We start from the raw sequence: 18883 nt of genomic DNA, 5'->3' as shown, positions 1-18883 counted from the left end.
CCGACCTATTTTCAAGGGGGAAGAAAATAAGTCGCTAGGGCTTAATATGATGTTAACTAGTTTAATAGTTGATAAACTTCTTGCATATAGGAGGCTTCCTGCAACGTTCTACAGAAATCTTGCCATTCCAATTGTGTAAAAGTGAACAATAGTTCGTCCATAGGCGTCTTTAAAACCGTCCGCCATTCCCCGTCGGGAAACACATAATAATCTTCCTTACCCACACGATCATTGACTCGGGACTTAAAGCGATTGTATTGCTCCAGGCTGAATGTTAATAAGTATGTGTTCTGCCACACATAGTGCGTGCGGCAAGTTTTGCAGTAAGACACTGTCGTCGCACCATTTGTACTTAATATAATCGCTTTACACATGTTCTTATTTTTATTTAGAACAAATCTAAATAAATGATTTAAGAAACAAAAATAAAAGGCAAACTTTTCAGCTTGCCTTTTAGATATTATTTAAAAACCAGGATTAGTTCAATCCTCTTTTCTTCATTAAGTGTACAGGATTAGGATCTGCACCACGGAATTTGCGATACATTTCCGCTGGGTTACCCGTTCCGCCACGTTCCAGGATATTCTTACGGAATGACGTTGCTGTACCTTCATCGTATAACGATTTCTCTTTAAATGCAGCAAACGCATCTGAATCTAACACTTCAGCCCAAATGTAACTGTAGTATCCTGCAGAATATCCACCCGAGAAGATGTGTTGGAAGTATGTACTTCTGTAACGTGGGATAATCGCATCAATCAAACCGATTTTTTTCAATGAAGCAGCTTCAAATGTATTAACATCCTCAGTGATTGGCGTTGTACGCGCGTGATAATCCAAATCAAGCAATGAAGCCGATACATACTCAACCGTTGCAAAACCTTGGCCAAAAGTACCCGCTTTTTCTAATTTAGCGATCAATGAATCAGGAATTGCCTCCTTCGTTTGAAAATGTCTAGCGTAGGTTTTCAATACCTCAGAATCACCAGCCCAGTTTTCCATAATTTGAGAAGGTAGCTCAACGAAGTCACGTGGAACAGACGTTCCCGCTAAACTTTTATAGCGAACATTCGAAAGCAAACCGTGCAAAGCATGACCAAACTCATGGAATAAAGTCGTTGCTTCATCAAAAGTTAGAAGAGCAGGTTGGTCACCTACTGGTTTGGTGAAATTACATACGATCGAGATAACCGGAGCAACACGCTTGCCATCTTTCGTTCCTTGTGAACGGTATGACGTCATCCAAGCACCACCTCTTTTCGAAGCGCGTGGGAAAAAGTCAGCATACAATAATCCCAAGTGTGATCCGTCTTTATCTTTTACTTCGTACACTTCAACCTCTTCATGGTAAGTCGGCACATTATTTAAGGCGATAAAGGTTAAACCGTATAGTTTTGTTGCTGTCGCAAAAGCTCCTTCACGTACCGCAGCTAAGCTGAAGTAAGGTTTAATCTCCTCTTCGTTTAAGGCATACTTTGCTTTGCGGATTTTCTCTTGGTAGTAGCGCCAATCATATGGAGCAACGGTAAAGTCTCCCTTTTCTGCAGCAATTTCCTTTTGGATGTCCGCCGCTTCTGTTTTAGCTTTTGCTAGAGCAGGCGTCCAAATTTTATTTAGTAACGCGTATACATTCGTTGGGTTTGCTGCCATTGATTCTTCCAAAACATAAGCGGCATGAGATGTATAGCCTAGCAACTTTGCTTTCTCCAAACGTAGGTTTGCAATTTTCTTTAATGGTTCTTTATTATCAAAGTCATTCCCGTTATTGCCACGCATTTGATAAGCATTCCAAATTTGCTTACGCAACTCACGGTTATCAGCATATTGCAAGAAAGGCATAACCGAAGGATTTTGTAATGTAAAAACCCATTTTCCTTCTTTACCCTTGGCTTTTGCCTCATCCGCAGCAGCTTTCTTCAACCCATCAGGTAAGCCTGCTAGATCAGCTTCTTTATCAACAACTAATTCATATGCATTGGTCTCTGCCAATAGATTTTGTCCAAACTGTGTTGTTAGAACAGAAAGTTCAGAATTGATTTTTTTCAATTTCTCTTTGTCCGCATCGGATAGGTTTGCTCCAGAACGAACAAAGCCCTTATATGTCTCTTCCAACAATTTTGCATCTTCCGCATCCAGACTCAATTCCGCTTTCTTCGCGTACACAGCTTTAACCTTATCAAAAAGTTGTTTGTTTAATGATATTTCATCGCTATGCGCAGAAAGGATTGGAGCTAAGTCTTTGGCAATAGCTTGGATTGAATCACTTGTATTGGCGGAATTAATGTTAAAAAACACCGAAGAAACGTTACTTAACAAACTACCTGCATTTTCTAAAGCAACAATGGTGTTAGAAAAACTAGGTTCTTCGCTATTTGCCACAATCGAGTCGATCTCCAGATTATGCTGCTTTAACGCCTCGTCAAAAGCCGGACGGTAGTGCGTTAACTTAATCTTATCGAAAGGTGGAACTTGAAAAGGCGTCTCATACGCCATTAGCAATGGGTTGTCTGTTGTTTGTGTTTTATTTTGGCTTTGGCAGCCTACCACCACAGCTGCAACAACCAAACAAAATGGTAAGAATCTTCTTTTATTCATTACTGCTTTTAGATTTGTTATTCTTGGCAAAGATAGGAATTAATGACCAAAACACAGGAACAAAGGGGAGAATCGCCCTGTAGCATAGGTTAGTCCGCATTTATGCGGCAGATTACATAATCAATCGAAAAATCATTATTATTGCTTTATCGAAAATCGACCTTAAAAACACAAATATATGTATGTTACAGATTCTACTTTTTTAAAAGTAATCCCCTACTATAAGCAAGGTATGAGAACCTTAAAAGCAACAGTCTTCTGCACGCTGTTGATCACGAGCTTTGCGTATGGACAAGAGAAACGTGGCCGCGCGCGCGACTTTGGTGTAACGATAGGCATTCTGCCGACCGGGTCGAACAATGCTATAACGGATGTCGCCGGTGTAAAAGTAGGTCATACCACCATAAACGAAGGCCAAAACATTCGAACTGGTGTTACCGCCATCTTTCCACATGCGGGCAATCTCTTTCAAGAAAAAGTTCCCGCGGCAGTCTATGTCGGTAACGGGTTTGGCAAAATGATGGGAATCTCACAGATTGAAGAACTCGGCAATATAGAAACACCTATCCTTTTAACGAACACGCTGAACGCCCCAAAGGTTGCTGACGCACTTATTGATTACATGCTCGCTTTACCCGGAAACGAGCAAGTACGGTCGGTGAACTCCGTTGTTGGGGAGACGAATGACGGCGGTTTAAATGATATTCGCGGGCGACATGTGCACGCCGAGCATGTACAACAGGCACTCGCCACTGCGGCTTCCGGCCCTGTTACCGAAGGAAATGTGGGCGCAGGAACGGGAACAGAGTGCCTGGGTTACAAAGGAGGTATCGGCACCGCATCGCGTAAATTGCCGGCCAGCAAAGGAGGATACACTGTAGGTGTCTTGGTTCAAACCAATTTTGGTGGCGTACTTGACATCAACGGAGCCCCCGTTGGGCGGGAGTTGCAAAACTTTTATATGAAGGACCCAAAAGGAAACTACAAAGCGGATGGCTCTTGTATGATTATCATTGCGACCGACGCTCCTTTGTCTGCTCGTAACTTAAAGCGGTTGGCGAAACGTTCTTACATTGCTTTTGGAAATGTAGGTTCCTTCTCTTCGAACGGCAGTGGCGACTACTCTATTGCTTTCTCTACTACACCTCAGAATCGAATTCCGCACAACAGCAACACGATAGTACGTGTCACCGAAGAATTAACGAACGACGCCATGTCACCTCTTTTTATGGCGGTTTGGGAAGCGACAGAAGAAGCAATTTTAAACTCCATGTTTATGGCACAGGATAGCCAGGGTGTTGCCGGCAACACGTTGAAAGCTCTTCCTATTCAGAAAACAATAGAAATATTAAAGAAATATAATGCATTACATCATGATCGCTTACCTAAAGCAGAACAGCAATAAAACGATTATTCTCCTGTTTCTTCTCTTTTGCTCCTTCGCTGTACAAGGCCAACGAGATATGTATGCAAAACTACAGGCATTGTCTACTAAAGTAGGCATTCCGGGAATGCAGGTTACCTTCGTCGATAAGGGAATAACCACACACTACGCCTTGGGGGTTAAACGCATGGGAGCTCACGAAACTATTTCCCGACAGACAGCTTTTCAAGCGGCCTCTTTGACAAAAGTCGTCACTGCTTATGTATTCCTTCGCCTTCTGGACCAAGGACTGATTTCTCTTGATAAACCACTTTGGGATTATTATCCCTACGATCGGTTAAGCCAAACACCCGGTAAGGAAAGGATTACAGCGCGTATGGTACTTACGCATCGCAGCGGTCTCCATAACTGGGAGGGAGATGTACCCTCGCCTGCCTGGCGTGCAACACCACTAACATTACTCTTTACACCAGGAACGCAATATGCTTATTCCGGTGAAGGCTTCTACTTCTTACAGGAGACGATGGAACATATCACCAAGAAAAGCTTTCAACAACTCGTGGAAGAAGAAGTTCTTACACCGCTAGCGATGACGCACTCCGAAATTATTTGGAAGGATAGACTCCTACAGGATGCGGCCTTCGGCCATCTTACAGGGCAAAAACCTAGATCGTTGGGACAGTATCGAAAAGCAAATGCAGCATATACACTCTATACGACGTCCGAAGATTATACGAAATTTGTACAACGGGCTTTACTCGGGGGCGAGGGACTGAAAAAAGAAACACACCAGCTTCTGCTAACGAAACAAGGTGAAGCACAGGTTGGCAATACGCAAACAACACGTGATACATACGTGCCGTGTGCACTGGGGCTCCGTCTACAGCTCAATGAGGTCGGTACCGCACTTTGGCACACAGGCTCCAATCCAGGTTTTCGCTGTTTCTTTATAGCCTACCCGGAGCGCAAGCAAAGTTTAGCTGTCTTTATGAATACGGAAGATGGCTTTCAAGCAATGGGGGATTTGTTGGCTTTATTTTTGAATGATGAACAAACGTTCTGGGCGTATGAATGGCGTCAGGGCGAATTGGATTAATTAGGATTATAGATATGATCGGAATTATTGGAGGTGTAGGTCCGCTTGCCGGACTAGACATCGTAACTAAAATTATTGAAGAAACCATAGCCACGACAGATCAAGAGCACTTGCCGGTATTACTTTCTTCGCAACCACATAGAATTGCAGACCGCACGGCATATCTCTTAGGACAAGAAAGTGAAAACCCGGCCTATGCCATTGCAGAAATTATTCAAGAGCTTGAAAAAACAGGTGCTACCGTGGTCGCTATACCTTGTAATACGGCGCATGCTCCACGTATCTTTGATGTCATTAAAGAAGAGTTAGCACACGCAGGAAGTCGAGTCAAACTCTTGCATTTGGTGGAAGAGACGGCTTCGTTTATACAGCAGAACTTTGGAGGTATTGATGTGGGGGTACTCAGTACCACTGGAACTAAAAACACGGGCTTGTATAAAAACATTCTATCCCAAAATGGATTGGAAACAGTGGAACCCGATGATGCGCTCCAAGAAAAAATTCATGCAAGTATTTATGACAAAACATACGGCATAAAGGCTATTTCTTCACCAGTCAGCAATCGTGCACGACAGGAAATTATTGCCTCGATCATGGAACTTAAGAAATTGGGAGCTAAAGCAATTGTTTTAGGGTGCACTGAATTGCCTTTGGCAATTCCAGAAAAAGAAAACTCAGGCCTACCGGTCATTGATCCAAACCGGATCTTGGCTCGTGCGCTGATTCGGGAGATCGATCCAAGCAAGTTGCACGATTAGAATTAAACCCAACCCGAGAACTGCAGTCTTACATAAAAACGGGCTGATTGTAGCGATTACATATCGAGTTTCGATTAATAAGAAAAATATATGCACATGAAAAAGAAAATAGTGAAAGGTTTAGGTGTAGGATTATTACTTGCCTTTATTGGTTTTAACAACGTTACTATGGCGCAAAGCACAATTATCAAACAAGATCCATCTATTTTCCCTAAGCCTGAAGCAGGTTATAAGCAAATGGTTATTGAAGTTCCACATTCGGATAATGACAATAACAAGAAAATTGAATTTACGATTGGTAAAATGATGGAAGTAGACAAGTGCAACACGCACCGTTTACAAGGTTCTTTGGAAGAGAAACCATTAGAGGGTTGGGGGTATAACTACTATGTTTTCAAGTCCAACGGAGGAGCAGCAAGCACATTAATGGCGTGTCCCGATAATGAGCGGGTACTCAAATTTGTTTCTGCAGGTCCAACCGTGACGAACTACAATGGACGGTTACCGATCGTTATTTATGTACCTGAGGGATACGACGTACAGTTCAGAATTTTCAAAGCCGAAGACGATATCTACCGGGCTGCAGAAGTAAGACAAAAGAAATAAAAATAACAGCAATAAAAAAAGCCTTCGAAATTTCGAAGGCTTTTTTTATTGCTTATGCTATTATTGGAATTTTTTCGCGTTTACTTTACGCTCATTTTCCGTTAAATAGATTTTACGTAGACGCATAGATTGTGGTGTTACTTCAATGTACTCATCAGCTTGGATGTATTCCATACACTCCTCTAAAGAGAACTTGATTGCAGGAGCAATACGTGTATTGTCATCAGAACCTGATGCACGCATATTTGTCAACTGCTTACCTTTTGTTACGTTGATTGTTAGATCGTTATCACGGATGTGCTCACCCAAGATTTGTCCTTCATAAACCTCTACTCCTGGATCAACAAAGAAACGACCACGATCTTGTAATTTATCGATAGAGTATGCTGTAGTCGAACCTGTATCCAATGAGATCAATACACCCGCCAAACGACCAGGGATTGTTCCTTTCCAAGGCTCATATCCTTTCAAACGGTGTGCCATTACAGCCTCTCCAGCTGTAGCTGTCAATACGTTGTTACGCAAACCAATGATACCACGGGAAGGGATAGAGAATTCCAAGTGTTGCATATCACCTTTAGCTTCCATAATCAACAACTCACCTTTACGCTGTGTTACCAATTCGATTACTTTACCAGCTACATCACCCGGTACGTCAACTACAAGCTCTTCAATAGGCTCACATTTAACACCGTCAATTTCTTTTACAATTACCTGAGGTTGTCCTACTTGCAATTCGTAACCTTCGCGACGCATCGTCTCGATAAGAACAGACAAGTGAAGAATACCACGACCGTATACCAACCAAGCGTCCGGAGACTCTGTAGGCACAACGCGTAATGCTAAGTTTTTCTCTAATTCTTTCTGTAAACGGTCATAGATGTTACGTGAAGTAACCAATTTACCTTCTTTACCGAAGAATGGAGAGTTATTGATCGTGAAAAGCATGTTCATTGTAGGCTCATCAATGCTGATTACCTCTAATTGCTCTGGATTTTCAAAATCAGCAATTGTATCACCAATATCGAAACCTTCGATACCGACAACAGCACAGATATCACCGGCATGAACTTCTGGAACTTTAATACGTCCTAGTCCTTCAAAAACCTGTAATTCTTTAACACGAGATTTCACTATTTTACCATCGCGTTTCACTAAAGAAACGGGTTGGTTTTCTTTGATCGTTCCACGGGCAACACGGCCAATCGCGATACGACCTACGAAAGTAGAATAATCAAGGGAAGTGATTTGCATTTGTAATGTACCTTCAGACACTTTAGGAGCAGGGATATGCTCGATGATAGCATCTAGGAGTTCCGTGAAGTCCTCTGTTGGTTTTTTCCAGTCTTTAGACATCCATCCTTGTTTCGATGAACCGTACAATACTGGGAAATCCAATTGATCTTCGTTCGCACCTAAGTTGAAGAACAAGTCAAATACATTTTCGTAAACCTCTTCTGGACGACAGTTTTCTTTGTCCACTTTGTTTACTACGACGATAGGCTTGATACCAAGACCTAAAGCCTTTCCTGTAACAAAACGTGTTTGTGGCATTGGCCCTTCGAAGGCATCCACCAACAAAACAACACCATCAGCCATTTTCAAAACACGCTCTACCTCACCACCGAAATCGGCGTGACCAGGGGTGTCGATAATATTGATTTTAACGTCTTTATACTTTACAGCAACGTTTTTAGATACAATAGTGATACCACGCTCTCTTTCCAGGTCGTTATTATCCAAAATTAACTCACCAGCATTTTCATTTTCTCTAAACTGATTAGTGAAGTATAAGATTTTGTCGACAAGAGTTGTCTTACCGTGGTCAACGTGTGCGATAATCGCGATATTTCTGATGTTTTGCATTGAGCGATAATGTATTATAAAAAATAAGAGGTGCAAAGATAATAATTTTGCACCTCTTATTTTTATTTTTTATATTATTATTTTATTACCTCTAATTCTCGACCCACTTTCGTAAACGCCTGAATAGCTTTATCTAAGTGTTCCACATCGTGGCCAGCAGAGATTTGAACGCGAATACGTGCTTTTCCTTGCGGTACAACAGGATAATAAAACCCAATTACATATATTCCTTCTTCGAGCATACGCGCCGCAAACTCTTGTGCCAACTTAGCATCATACAACATCACAGGGACGATCGGATGAAAACCTGGCTTGATATCGAAACCTGCCTCTGTCATCTTTTCACGGAAATAGAGCGTGTTACTTTCTAACTTATCGCGTAATTCTGTCGTCTCGCTCAACATATCCAATACGGCAACCGAAGCGCCAGCGATAGCAGGAGCAAGCGTGTTTGAAAATAAATATGGACGTGAACGCTGACGTAGCATATCGATAATTTCTTTCTTTCCGGAAGTAAAACCACCAGACGCACCGCCTAAAGCCTTACCTAATGTACCCGTGATAATATCCACACGTTCGATAACATCAAACAACTCATGCGTACCACGACCTGTCTTACCAATGAATCCAGAACAGTGTGATTCATCGATCATCACCAACGCTTCATACTTATCTGCTAAGTCACAAATTTTGTCCAAAGGAGCAACCGACCCATCCATAGAGAAAGCGCCGTCTGTAACAATTATTTTGTGACGTGCACCAGAAGCAGCAATCAATTGTGCTTCCAAATCCGCCATATCACAGTTTTTATAGCGGAAGCGTTGGGCTTTACATAAGCGCACCCCATCAATGATTGAAGCATGGTTCAGCTCATCCGAGATAATGGCATCCTCCGCTCCGAAAAGGGGCTCAAATACACCACCATTTGCATCGAATGCCGCCGCATATAGGATCGTATCTTCTGTCCCTAAGAAAGTCGATAGCTTTGCTTCTAACGTTTTGTGAATATCTTGTGTACCACAAATAAAACGTACCGAGGACATACCATAACCATGGGTATCGATCGCCTTTTTTGCGGCTTCAATAACTTTTGGATTGGAGGAAAGGCCTAAATAGTTATTCGCACAAAAATTAACCACCTCTTGGCCTGTGCTAACTTTAATATCAGCACCTTGCGGCGTGATGATAATACGTTCTTCTTTATACAAGCCAGCCTCTTTAATTGCTGCTAGTTCTTTCTCTAATGCGGGTTTTAATGTTTTGTACATATCCTTTATTCTAAAAAATGCCTACTTCCAGACATCGTGAAATAGTTAACTCGTAAAATTGTGAGCCGTGAGGTTGCTCTGTCTTAACAGATCACGCTAGACAGCCACAATACAACACTCCTATACAAAGGTACAATTTCGCGTTGCAATAGCTTCGCTTCCTGACAAGAAATCGATTGTTTAAATTTTATTCGTAGCGTAACGCTTCTACAGGGTCTAATTTTGAAGCTTTGGACGCTGGATAATAGCCTGAAAGCATTCCTACACCAATACAAACCGTCAGTCCAAGCATCATCCATTTCCATGGAATTATAAAATCGGCACCCAAAGCCAAGGCCAATACATTACCAATTAGGATACCCAACACAATGCCTGCAATCCCCCCCAAAACACAGATGACAACAGCCTCCATTAGGAACTGCTTGCGAATCACACTTGGCGTGGCGCCAATCGCTTTTCGCACACCAATCTCCCGAGTACGCTCCGTTACTGAGACTAACATGATGTTCATTAATCCAATTGAGGCACCAACCAGCGTAATAAATGCGATAACAATTGCACCCATGGTCACATATGTTAAATTCTGCATTAACATCTGCGCAACGGCATCAGATTTTATTATTTCGAAATCATTGCTTTGTTTCGCATTTAAAGCTCTAATTTTTCGGAACGTCGCTATCGCCTCACCTTCCGCGCCATCCATCTTAAAGGGATCGCTCGTCATGACTGTAATCACAAATGAAGGATTGGCATTGGATATCATTGCTCTCCCCCGTGATATCGGAATAAAACAAGCTTTATCAGATCCAAATCCGGCACTTGACCCTTTACTTTCCAGCACACCAATCACCGTAAAGCGTGCCCCCCCAATCGTGATGTACTCCCCCACTGCCTTTTTGTTATTCTTAAATAGCTTGGTTTTGACCTCCTGGCCAATGATCACAACGGGATTTGCATTCTCGATATCCTGGGCCGTAAAGTTTCGTCCATCTTCAAGCTTATAACCGGATGTCTCCAAGTAGTTCTCATCGGAACCTAAGACACCGATATTGGGGTTTGTTTTTTCGGCCATATATTTTGCCGTCGCCCCCCAAGTTACATTTACATTTAAAGAAACCAGCGCCCCATAATCGAAATTATCTTTGAATGCCAAAGCTTCTTGATAGGTAATTGACCGGAAAACTTTTGCTTTATTACCAGACCCACCAATTTGTACATTGACGCCTCTGTTTCGAATATTGAATGAATTAGAGCCCATCGATGAAAACGAATTCGTCAACGAGCTTTGTATCGCGTCAATAGAAGTCAACACACCTATGAGCGCCATTATACCAATAGCAATAATTAAAGCAGTTAAGAATGTACGAAGTTTATTGCTCACAATAGATTGCAACGCAAGCTTCACATTCTCTGTATAGGACATGTTTACCGACATCGATTAATTCTTATTACCAAACTTAGAAAAAATTCAAAACTTTTAATAGAGTAAATTAATCGAAATATTATTAAAAAGCAAATCGTCCCTACTTCACCAGATGCCACGTTTGTGTTCTTCCGATAAGCGAAAAACCAACATAACCGCGTACATTCAGCTTATCTCCGTCTCGGGTTACCGTACATTTATATGTTTTTCCATTTTTTGGATCCACAATACTGCCCCCCGTATACTCACTCTTACTTTTTGATAATCCGCGAATAACCTCCATACCGATCAATGGTTTATCTTTACGATCGTCTTTGCAGTTCACACATTTATCATTTTCTGGCTTCAAGAGTAGCTGCGAAATTTTTCCGTAATACTTACCATCCGATTTTTTAAATATCTCCACGATGGACTTCGCCTGACCGCTTTCATCATCTATGGTTTTCCATTTACCAACAATCGCATCATTGGTTTGTGCAAAAAGACAAACCGTTGCCAAAAGCCCAAAAAAGGTCAATAAAATCTTTTTCATATCATTCGTTGTTTATAACTGTTTCTTAAAGTTACTATTTATTTCTATGTCAGCATAATAAAATAAAGGATTTCTATTTCGGTTATCAAAATTGCTCCCCGAATAGGTTTGGCATTTTTTTTGACCTTTATCGTTTAGGCGCAAAAGGAGAACCGGAGCGCAACGTAGCAATGCTACTTAAACGTCTACAGAATTAAAAAGATATCACTATGAAATTTATTATCAGCGTATTTATCACAGGTATCGTCATCGCTCTCGCGGCATATATTGTACCTGGAGCACATGTCACAAGTTTTTGGTGGGCTATAGCGACCGGATTAATGATTGGTGTTGTGAACGGCATCTTTGGAAGTATCCTCCGCCTATTTACATTCCCCTTAAACTGGCTTACTTTTGGTCTCGTGTCTTTTATCATCACCGTATTGATGATTATGTTAACAGACAAAATAATGGGGTCTAAATTTGAGGTAGATGGTTTTTGGACGACGGCACTTTTTGCAATTGCAGTAGCCGTTATCGAAATGATCATGAATCAATTAACAGGTCGAAGTAAATAGACCGAAAGAAGGTTTGCGAAACAAGTCAAAGGGCCGGAAGGGTAAAACCTACTGTTCTGGCCCTTCAATAAATGTCAAAAATTGGCTGTACTTTTCTTCGCCCATCTTTTTACGCAACCGCTGTTTCGACTTTTTCACCGCATCGGCACTCACCCCAAGCAAAGAGCCGATCTCCTTGGTTGTCAGGTTCAATCGCCACAGCAAGACTATACGTAAATTACTTTCGGAAAGCTCTGGAAAATCACGACGTAAAGACTGATAGCTATTTGGATATTTCAATGCGAAACCATGCTTAAACTGGTTCCATTTTTCCTCCGTTAAGAGGTGTGAATTCAATATACTTTCTGACAGCAATGTCGCCGAATCAACCCCACCAACCACTTCCGTAGAAACAGGCTCTCCACTCTCGTCATCCACATGATCGTTTTGATTCAAAAAAGACAGCTGACTAAGAGGTGCTTCTTTTTTACGCTTTTTAGAAAGATAATAGACCGCGATCAACAAGGCCACGACACCAACCCCAGCTGCCCCAAGAAAACTTATGTATTTCTTTTTCTCAACACTATAAGCGGTGTTTGTCAAACGCAATCGCTCATTTATCAATTCTTTATCTGCAAGCCACATCGCTTGTTTGGTCACATTCTCTCCATCAAACAAATCCAGCGTATCCTGCATCTTTGCGAGTAAACGTCGTAATCTAATTTCGGTGTTTTCATCCTTCTGTCCCACCGCAATAGCAAGAAGATGCTCATTCAGCTTATGTCGGCGGACAATTAAGTTTTCATGTTTATCTGCGAAGCCCTTCACTTTTAAGAGGTCGCTCTTAGCCTCCTCGAATCGACCCTGTGTGATCAAAATATCTGCCAATATATTCGTGGCATATAAGGTATTAAGCTGCGCATCATGTTTATTGGAGATATGAATATCCGCTTGAAGTAATTCAACAGCTTTAGTTTCGTTTTTTTCATGTAACTCTACCAAAGCTTGATTTCCCATAATCTTGGCTTGTCGAACCTCATCTTTCTCCTTCACCGCCTGTGCCCAAGCTTTATCAAAGTATTCGCGCGCAGCCGACATATTACCCTGCTGCACACTGTAATAACCCAGGTTATCAAACAACCCCGCCAATTCTTTCCCATCGGTCGTATACTTCATGGATTTTAACAAGTAATTTATACCGGTTTGAAAATCACCTATCGTTCCCATAAAAAAACCGATCTCTTTGTAAACTTCTTCGGCAAAAGGAGGATGTAGCTTCTTGTCACGTTCCAATAAAAACATAGCCTCCAAAAAATCAGGCATAGCCAAAGTAATTTTACGATTACGATAGAAATGATAGCCCCGCTGCACCAATGAAAAAACAAGAAGTCCGTTATCATTTAACGTTCTGGTCGTTACAATCGCCTCGTCCAGCAAATCACTACTTAGCAACGTTGTCTCCCCATCATTATTTACGTAATACTTCGCCAGATTAATCTGATTCGCAATAAAGAGCAACTTTTCTTCTTGGGAATTCCCACCCGCCGGTAGTCGCGAAATTTCAAAATGCCCCGCACGTACCCGCTCATAGCTTTTTTTGAAAATAGGAATAAAGGTTTCTTGCAACGGTGACCTTTCGGAATTAGCCATAACAATGCTATTCACCCCGAATGTGAAAAATAAGACTTTTAAAACGATCAAGATAGATCGGTTAATCGTAGGGTTAATCGTAAACATTTAAGTAGATGTCTGTAGTGGCTTGTCGCCGATTAGCGACAAAACTAACTAAAAGTTTTCCATACAGCAAATGAAGTTATTGTAAATTAAATTCTATAACACAAAGTTACGACCTTCCCCATAAAAACAGGGATTAAGAAGATAGGTCTGTCGTTATAAAAGAAAAGGAAAAAACGGTCTCCAGAACAACAATCTCTGTTTCTATTGTTACGCTGGAAGTCTCGTCTACAGCACCTTCGGTATCAAATAACGGGGTCTCTTGGTATCTCGTTGCAACAGAAAGTTGAATATCTTCACAATATGGTGCAAAAGTCTCACGCACCAATTCGACCTCATTGTTTTCCCCGGAAAGATGCGTAAGCATCAGGTGCCGTAACCTTGGGCTCCGACTAGCCATGAAAGCTTCCAATGCTTCTGTATTAGAAATATGGCCCCAACCACTTTTAATTCGGTTTTTTAAATAATAGGAATAACGACCATAATTCAACATATTCTCATCATAATTGGCTTCAAGCAATAAGATATCCGAATGCTGAATAACTTGTTTTACATTGTCGCAAGCACGACCAATATCGGTAAGAACACCAATATTCAGGACACCATTAGAGATTAGAAAACTACACGGCTCCTTCGCGTCGTGGTATTTAGGCACACCATAAACGGTTAGTTTTCCAATCACGACTTGAGCATTAGGCGCTATAATATGTACAAGGTCTTCCGGCAGGTGCAATCGGCTCCCTTTATAAGAACCGGCCGTGATATACACCGGAATTGCATAGCGCTTACAGAAAACAGAAAGACCACGGATATGATCCGTGTGCTCGTGCGTAATAAAAATTGCTTTAACAGATGCCGGATCAACGCCGATTGCTGCCATACGCAAGAGCACATGTTTCGTATTGATACCCACATCGACCAAGATTGCATCGTCCCCATCCGCTATATAATAACAGTTCCCATTACTTCCCGAGGCCAGCGCACAATACTTCATCTTAACACTCAGGTAAGCTTAATGGAACTTTAATAGCTAAACCACCGTCAGCCGTTTCTTTATACTTTACATTCATATCTTGGGCCGTCTCCCACATCGTGCTCACAACAGCATCCAAACTTACTTTCGCTTTATCTGGATTTGAAGTCAACGCTAATTGTGCCGCCGTAATTGCCTTGATTGCGCCCATGGTATTCCGCTCAATACATGGAATCTGCACTAATCCGCCAATCGGGTCACAGGTTAAGCCCAAATGGTGCTCCATCGCAATCTCTGCGGCCATCAATACCTGGCGCTGAGAACCACCCAGACATTCGGTTAAAGCGCCGGCTGCCATCGCCGAAGAAACACCAATCTCTGCTTGACACCCGCCCATGGCAGCCGATATCGTTGCTCCTTTTTTGAAAATAGATCCAATCTCTGATGCAGTCGCTATAAATTGAAGAATCTTATCCTCTTTATAACAATCGTGAAATGTTATATAGTATTGTAAAACCGCTGGAATCACACCTGAGGCTCCATTCGTCGGAGCGGTAACAACACGTCCAAAGGAAGCATTCTCCTCATTTACCGACAAAGCAAAACAACTGACCCAATCCAGGATATAACCAAAGTCCTTACCTCCCCCGCGGATAGCCTCTACCCAACTATCAAAATCATTATATTCTCGTCCTTTAAGAAGACGCTTATTCATTTTTGCAGCTCGTCTTTCGACATTCAAGCCACCCGGCAATACACCGGCGGTGTGGCAACCCTTATAAATACAATCTTTAATGGTGTGGAAAATCTGCATCACACCCCGACGAGTTTCCTCCTCCGGACGCCACGCCAATTCATTTTCCATCACGAGCTCAGAGATTTTCAACCCAGTCTTCATACACCACACCATCAGTTCTTGTGCATTTTCAACAGGAAAAGACATATCAACCTCACTCAAAAAACCCTCTGCATCATTTTCTTGCACCACAAAACCACCACCAATAGAATAGTAAGTCTCACTGATAGCAGTCCCATCTTCCAGGAACGCTTGAAAAGTTACTGCATTCGGATGATAGGGCAGACTCTCGGCAAATAGAAACAATAAATCCTCGGTATAACTAAAGGTAACCTCTTTCTCCGCACCTAGAATAATCTTGTGCGAGGTTTTTATGTGATCTACTTTAGGCATAACCTGATATACATCAAAAGTTACGGGATCATCGCCACTTAATCCCAATAGAACCGCAATATCGGTTCCGTGCCCCACACCTGTTTTCGCTAGTGATCCATAAAGTAAGATCTTGATCTCTTTGACCTTATCTAACACCTGTCGATTCCGCAACACATCGACAAAACGTTGTGCCGCACGCCAAGGTCCTAAGGTATGTGAACTAGAGGGTCCAATACCTATCTTAAACATGTCAAATATAGAGATTTGTTCTTTTGCCATTTACTCAAAATTTAAGCCGAACAAAAATATCGTTTAAAGTGTAATTTACTTCATTTTATATGCTAATTTTTAAAGAATAAACTTAGCAATATGATAAGCTTTGAGGCTATTAATTAGGAAAATCACATTTCCTTTGGAAATGCTATTGGTTTACAACCGTATACCTAAACAAAGGTAAGTAATTAAAAGAGGAAGGGCGAGCAACAAATAAAAAAGCACGGGGTTGTCGTCCCGTGCTTTTAGTACCTCGATGGAAGCAGATTTCTTATAATCCGCTTCCCGTTTTAAAATCTTTATTAATTGTGACAGATAGTTTTCCTTGCGATTTGATTTGTCCCAAAAGCACCTTTAACACAGCTTTTTGCATAAAAGCATCATTTTGATATCCCACAATAATGCTATTACTACGACCAACAGGCAGGTTATCGATTGCGTATGGATTGGTAAACATCGCTGTTACCGTTCTTCTACCAGCCAACTTATCAATAAAATCTTTAGTCACCGCATTTAAATCAGATTCGCTTCTTGGACGCGATCTATTGTCGTGAATTGCTAAGATAATCTGACGATTTTTACGTATATCTTTTAACAGGTCTTTCAACTGCTCTTCCGTTTCCTGCCCTGTAATAAGGTATTCTTTCTTGTTGTTTAACTGAACACCTAATCCCTTTTCAAAATCTTGCGCTTCCTTAATACCAACCGAGACAATGGCTGTTTGTGTATTTTTATTAAATGACTTTATCCCCTTATCTGACTTCAGCACCGTTACGGCTGCATCTGCAAGGCGCTGCACCAATGATTGCGCAGAGGGGCTGTTCAAATCGCTATTTAGGTTTATCAGGTTCACCGGACGATACTGATTCAGACCTACCCAATACTTCGATGCCAAAACTCGCTTCACACGCTCGTCCAACTCAGCCTGCTTTATGCGTCCGCTCTTCACTGCTTTTTCAACCAAATCGATCGCACGTGCACTATTCTCAGAAATCTCTAATAAATCATGACCGGCCTCAATGGCCATAACATCTGCTTCACCATTCGGGAAGTGCTTTTTAACACCTTTCATATCCATAGCATCCGTCACAGTAAGCCCTTTAAATCCGAGCTCCTTACGTAATAAATCGGTCACTACCTTACGAGAGATCGAAGAAGGAATATTTGGTGTGGCGTCTAAGGTAGGGATATTCATATGTGCAACCATAACGGCAGGAGCGCCCGCTTTGATCAACTCCCGAAAAGGAAAAATTTCCAATGTATCGAGACGACCTTTCGAGAATGTTAATTGGGGTAAATCATAGTGCGAATCCACATCTGTATCGCCGTGTCCAGGAAAATGTTTCAGTGACGCGATGATTCCACCGTCCACCATGCCATCCATATATGCTTTTGCTTTACGCGTCACATTTTGCTTGTTATCACCAAAAGAACGGAAATTGATCACCGGATTTTTAGGGTTATTATTAATATCTACAACCGGTGCAAAGTTAAACTGCATACCAATGCGTAAGAAGTCCTTGGCCACTTGGCGCCCCATTTCATAAATGAGTTTATCATTCTGAATAGCACCCAAAGTCATCTGATATGGGAAAGAAATAGTGGAATCTGGCAACCGCATCCCTAATCCCCACTCCCCATCAAAAGTTATCAATAGTGGAACTTTTGTTAACTTCTGATATCTATTGAACATTTCGGCATGACGAACTGGCCCACCTTGAAAAACAACAAGACCACCCAACTGCTCTTTCTGAACAACCTGAGCAACAGAATCAATATACTTTTGACCTAAATTGGTATGTGCACGAACCAAGAATAGTTGTGCGATACGCTCCTTCGGTGTCAAAGAATTAAATACCGAATCGACCCATGTGTTTTTTGTATTAATAAAATTAACAAAATCTGGCCTTTTCTGTGCTTGTGCACTTCCAATCGCAGCACATAGCCCGAATAAGACGAACAGTTTTTTTATCATATTTAGTTTGTTATGCATCTTCGAAATAAGCGAAAAAAACAATATCATCAAAATTTTATGCGTCTTTTAAAACAAAACATGCACAAAATCGCACTACAGAAGATTGTATTTTTGCTCCAACAAGCCGGCAAGTTCTAAGCCATTGGTCACATCACCACTAACTTCTCTTTTCCAGAGCATATCGATTATCAATAATAAATATTGCGTCTCCAATTCCGGTTCTTTATAGCCCAATTCCGAGAATGCCTTCTGCAAAATAGGCTGTACAGGTTTCATGAACTGCTCATGCTGTTGTTTGGAGAACGTATTGTGCCACAACCGTTCTTGTAACTTCCAAAACAAAGGTTCTTCTGCGACGAGTTGGCTCGGGAGAAATATCATATTTTTTAAAAACTCCTTTGGGTCTTTATAGGTCATCATACCACGATGATGTGATAAAACCCGACGATAGCCTGCCTTAATAATATGTGCCAATAAAGCATCCTTATTCCCAAAATGCTTAAAAATCAAGGCTTCGGACACCCCTGCTTCGATCGAGATTTCCTTTGTGGATGTATCAATATACCCATTCGTTGCAAACAACGATAGGGCTACCCGCATGATTTTCTCTTTTCGACTTAACGTACTGTCTCTCATTCCAAACAAATTTCACAAAGATATTTATTTTTTTTGAGCCCACTGTCCTCTTACGTC

The 18883-nt window shown here is 41.6% G+C and carries 16 protein-coding genes; 5 read left to right on the top strand and 11 right to left on the bottom strand.

Annotated features, from left to right (window positions below; translation table 11 throughout):
• Positions 1 to 56 precede the first annotated feature (56 nt).
• Both B9Y69_RS14325 and B9Y69_RS14320 read right to left on the bottom strand, forming a co-directional pair.
• Positions 57 to 374: a hypothetical protein gene (locus tag B9Y69_RS14325; protein ID WP_085473658.1), complete on the bottom strand. Its 318-nt coding sequence runs from the start codon at positions 372 to 374 to the stop codon at positions 57 to 59.
• Between the two features lie 103 nt (positions 375 to 477).
• Entirely contained in the window at positions 478 to 2595 is a 2118-nt protein-coding gene (locus tag B9Y69_RS14320) for a M3 family metallopeptidase (RefSeq protein WP_085473657.1), read from the bottom strand.
• A gap of 232 nt (positions 2596 to 2827) precedes the next feature.
• On the opposite strand from B9Y69_RS14320, the gene B9Y69_RS14315 reads away from it, so the two are divergent.
• From B9Y69_RS14315 to B9Y69_RS14300, 4 genes are all read left to right on the top strand, one after another.
• Entirely contained in the window at positions 2828 to 4000 is a 1173-nt protein-coding gene (locus B9Y69_RS14315; protein ID WP_085473715.1) for a DmpA family aminopeptidase, read from the top strand.
• Complete coding sequence (locus tag B9Y69_RS14310; RefSeq protein WP_085473656.1) at positions 3957 to 5075, top strand: serine hydrolase domain-containing protein; 1119 nt, start codon at positions 3957 to 3959, stop codon at positions 5073 to 5075. The genes B9Y69_RS14315 and B9Y69_RS14310 overlap by 44 nt, the downstream gene beginning before the upstream one ends.
• Positions 5076 to 5089: 14 nt before the next feature.
• A complete protein-coding gene (locus B9Y69_RS14305) occupies positions 5090 to 5833 on the top strand; it encodes an aspartate/glutamate racemase family protein (protein WP_200811810.1) in 744 nt (247 codons plus the stop codon).
• 96 nt (positions 5834 to 5929) lie between these two features.
• Positions 5930 to 6439, top strand: coding sequence for an ecotin (locus B9Y69_RS14300; RefSeq protein ID WP_085473713.1), 510 nt, complete (start codon positions 5930 to 5932; stop codon positions 6437 to 6439).
• Between the two features lie 60 nt (positions 6440 to 6499).
• Here B9Y69_RS14300 and typA read toward each other — a convergent pair whose 3' ends face one another.
• From typA to B9Y69_RS14280, 4 genes are all read right to left on the bottom strand, one after another.
• On the bottom strand, positions 6500 to 8305 hold the full coding sequence (gene typA, locus B9Y69_RS14295) for a translational GTPase TypA (RefSeq protein WP_085473655.1): 1806 nt from the start codon (positions 8303 to 8305) through the stop codon (positions 6500 to 6502).
• Positions 8306 to 8382: 77 nt separating this feature from the next.
• Positions 8383 to 9573 carry a glycine C-acetyltransferase gene (kbl, locus tag B9Y69_RS14290; protein WP_085473654.1) on the bottom strand — a complete coding sequence of 397 codons (1191 nt, stop codon included), beginning with the start codon at positions 9571 to 9573 and terminating at the stop codon, positions 8383 to 8385.
• Between the two features lie 187 nt (positions 9574 to 9760).
• Positions 9761 to 11008 (bottom strand): ABC transporter permease, encoded by a 1248-nt coding sequence (locus B9Y69_RS14285; protein WP_085473653.1) that lies wholly within the window; start codon positions 11006 to 11008, stop codon positions 9761 to 9763.
• 88 nt (positions 11009 to 11096) lie between these two features.
• Positions 11097 to 11528 carry a DUF2147 domain-containing protein gene (locus B9Y69_RS14280; RefSeq protein WP_085473652.1) on the bottom strand — a complete coding sequence of 144 codons (432 nt, stop codon included), beginning with the start codon at positions 11526 to 11528 and terminating at the stop codon, positions 11097 to 11099.
• Positions 11529 to 11737: 209 nt separating this feature from the next.
• Here B9Y69_RS14280 and B9Y69_RS14275 point away from each other — a divergent pair, with 209 nt between their 5' ends.
• Positions 11738 to 12085 carry a phage holin family protein gene (locus B9Y69_RS14275; protein ID WP_085473651.1) on the top strand — a complete coding sequence of 116 codons (348 nt, stop codon included), beginning with the start codon at positions 11738 to 11740 and terminating at the stop codon, positions 12083 to 12085.
• Positions 12086 to 12133: 48 nt separating this feature from the next.
• Here the strand turns inward: B9Y69_RS14275 and B9Y69_RS14270 are convergent, their stop codons facing one another.
• From B9Y69_RS14270 to B9Y69_RS14250, 5 genes are all read right to left on the bottom strand, one after another.
• Positions 12134 to 13714: a sigma-70 RNA polymerase sigma factor region 4 domain-containing protein gene (locus tag B9Y69_RS14270; protein WP_085473650.1), complete on the bottom strand. Its 1581-nt coding sequence runs from the start codon at positions 13712 to 13714 to the stop codon at positions 12134 to 12136.
• 220 nt (positions 13715 to 13934) lie between these two features.
• A complete protein-coding gene (locus tag B9Y69_RS14265) occupies positions 13935 to 14792 on the bottom strand; it encodes an MBL fold metallo-hydrolase (protein WP_085473649.1) in 858 nt (285 codons plus the stop codon).
• A gap of 1 nt (position 14793) precedes the next feature.
• Entirely contained in the window at positions 14794 to 16221 is a 1428-nt protein-coding gene (locus tag B9Y69_RS14260; protein ID WP_085473648.1) for an L-serine ammonia-lyase, read from the bottom strand.
• Positions 16222 to 16486: 265 nt separating this feature from the next.
• A complete protein-coding gene (locus B9Y69_RS14255; protein WP_085473712.1) occupies positions 16487 to 18190 on the bottom strand; it encodes a glycoside hydrolase family 3 protein in 1704 nt (567 codons plus the stop codon).
• 93 nt (positions 18191 to 18283) lie between these two features.
• Entirely contained in the window at positions 18284 to 18826 is a 543-nt protein-coding gene (locus B9Y69_RS14250) for a TetR/AcrR family transcriptional regulator (RefSeq protein ID WP_085473647.1), read from the bottom strand.
• Between the last annotated feature and the right edge of the window lie 57 nt (positions 18827 to 18883).

Origin of the sequence: Sphingobacterium psychroaquaticum (assembly GCF_900177625.1) — a bacterium.
In the GTDB taxonomy this organism is placed as follows: Bacteria; Bacteroidota; Bacteroidia; order Sphingobacteriales; family Sphingobacteriaceae; genus Sphingobacterium; species Sphingobacterium psychroaquaticum.
Note: the sequence above shows the minus strand (reverse complement) of the source record. Positions and strands in the feature narration are given on the sequence as shown.

What these genes read in the sequence shown, in the direction of transcription:
- B9Y69_RS14325 (WP_085473658.1), bottom strand. Translation starts at nt 374, where the DNA reads ATGTGTAAAGCGATTATATTAAGTACAAATGGTGCGACGACAGTGTCT.
- B9Y69_RS14320 (WP_085473657.1), bottom strand. Translation starts at nt 2,595, where the DNA reads ATGAATAAAAGAAGATTCTTACCATTTTGTTTGGTTGTTGCAGCTGTG.
- B9Y69_RS14315 (WP_085473715.1), top strand. Translation starts at nt 2,828, where the DNA reads ATGAGAACCTTAAAAGCAACAGTCTTCTGCACGCTGTTGATCACGAGC.
- B9Y69_RS14310 (WP_085473656.1), top strand. Translation starts at nt 3,957, where the DNA reads ATGCATTACATCATGATCGCTTACCTAAAGCAGAACAGCAATAAAACG.
- B9Y69_RS14305 (WP_200811810.1), top strand. Translation starts at nt 5,090, where the DNA reads ATGATCGGAATTATTGGAGGTGTAGGTCCGCTTGCCGGACTAGACATC.
- B9Y69_RS14300 (WP_085473713.1), top strand. Translation starts at nt 5,930, where the DNA reads ATGAAAAAGAAAATAGTGAAAGGTTTAGGTGTAGGATTATTACTTGCC.
- typA (WP_085473655.1), bottom strand. Translation starts at nt 8,305, where the DNA reads ATGCAAAACATCAGAAATATCGCGATTATCGCACACGTTGACCACGGT.
- kbl (WP_085473654.1), bottom strand. Translation starts at nt 9,573, where the DNA reads ATGTACAAAACATTAAAACCCGCATTAGAGAAAGAACTAGCAGCAATT.
- B9Y69_RS14285 (WP_085473653.1), bottom strand. Translation starts at nt 11,008, where the DNA reads ATGTCGGTAAACATGTCCTATACAGAGAATGTGAAGCTTGCGTTGCAA.
- B9Y69_RS14280 (WP_085473652.1), bottom strand. Translation starts at nt 11,528, where the DNA reads ATGAAAAAGATTTTATTGACCTTTTTTGGGCTTTTGGCAACGGTTTGT.
- B9Y69_RS14275 (WP_085473651.1), top strand. Translation starts at nt 11,738, where the DNA reads ATGAAATTTATTATCAGCGTATTTATCACAGGTATCGTCATCGCTCTC.
- B9Y69_RS14270 (WP_085473650.1), bottom strand. Translation starts at nt 13,714, where the DNA reads ATGGCTAATTCCGAAAGGTCACCGTTGCAAGAAACCTTTATTCCTATT.
- B9Y69_RS14265 (WP_085473649.1), bottom strand. Translation starts at nt 14,792, where the DNA reads ATGAAGTATTGTGCGCTGGCCTCGGGAAGTAATGGGAACTGTTATTAT.
- B9Y69_RS14260 (WP_085473648.1), bottom strand. Translation starts at nt 16,221, where the DNA reads ATGGCAAAAGAACAAATCTCTATATTTGACATGTTTAAGATAGGTATT.
- B9Y69_RS14255 (WP_085473712.1), bottom strand. Translation starts at nt 18,190, where the DNA reads ATGATAAAAAAACTGTTCGTCTTATTCGGGCTATGTGCTGCGATTGGA.
- B9Y69_RS14250 (WP_085473647.1), bottom strand. Translation starts at nt 18,826, where the DNA reads ATGAGAGACAGTACGTTAAGTCGAAAAGAGAAAATCATGCGGGTAGCC.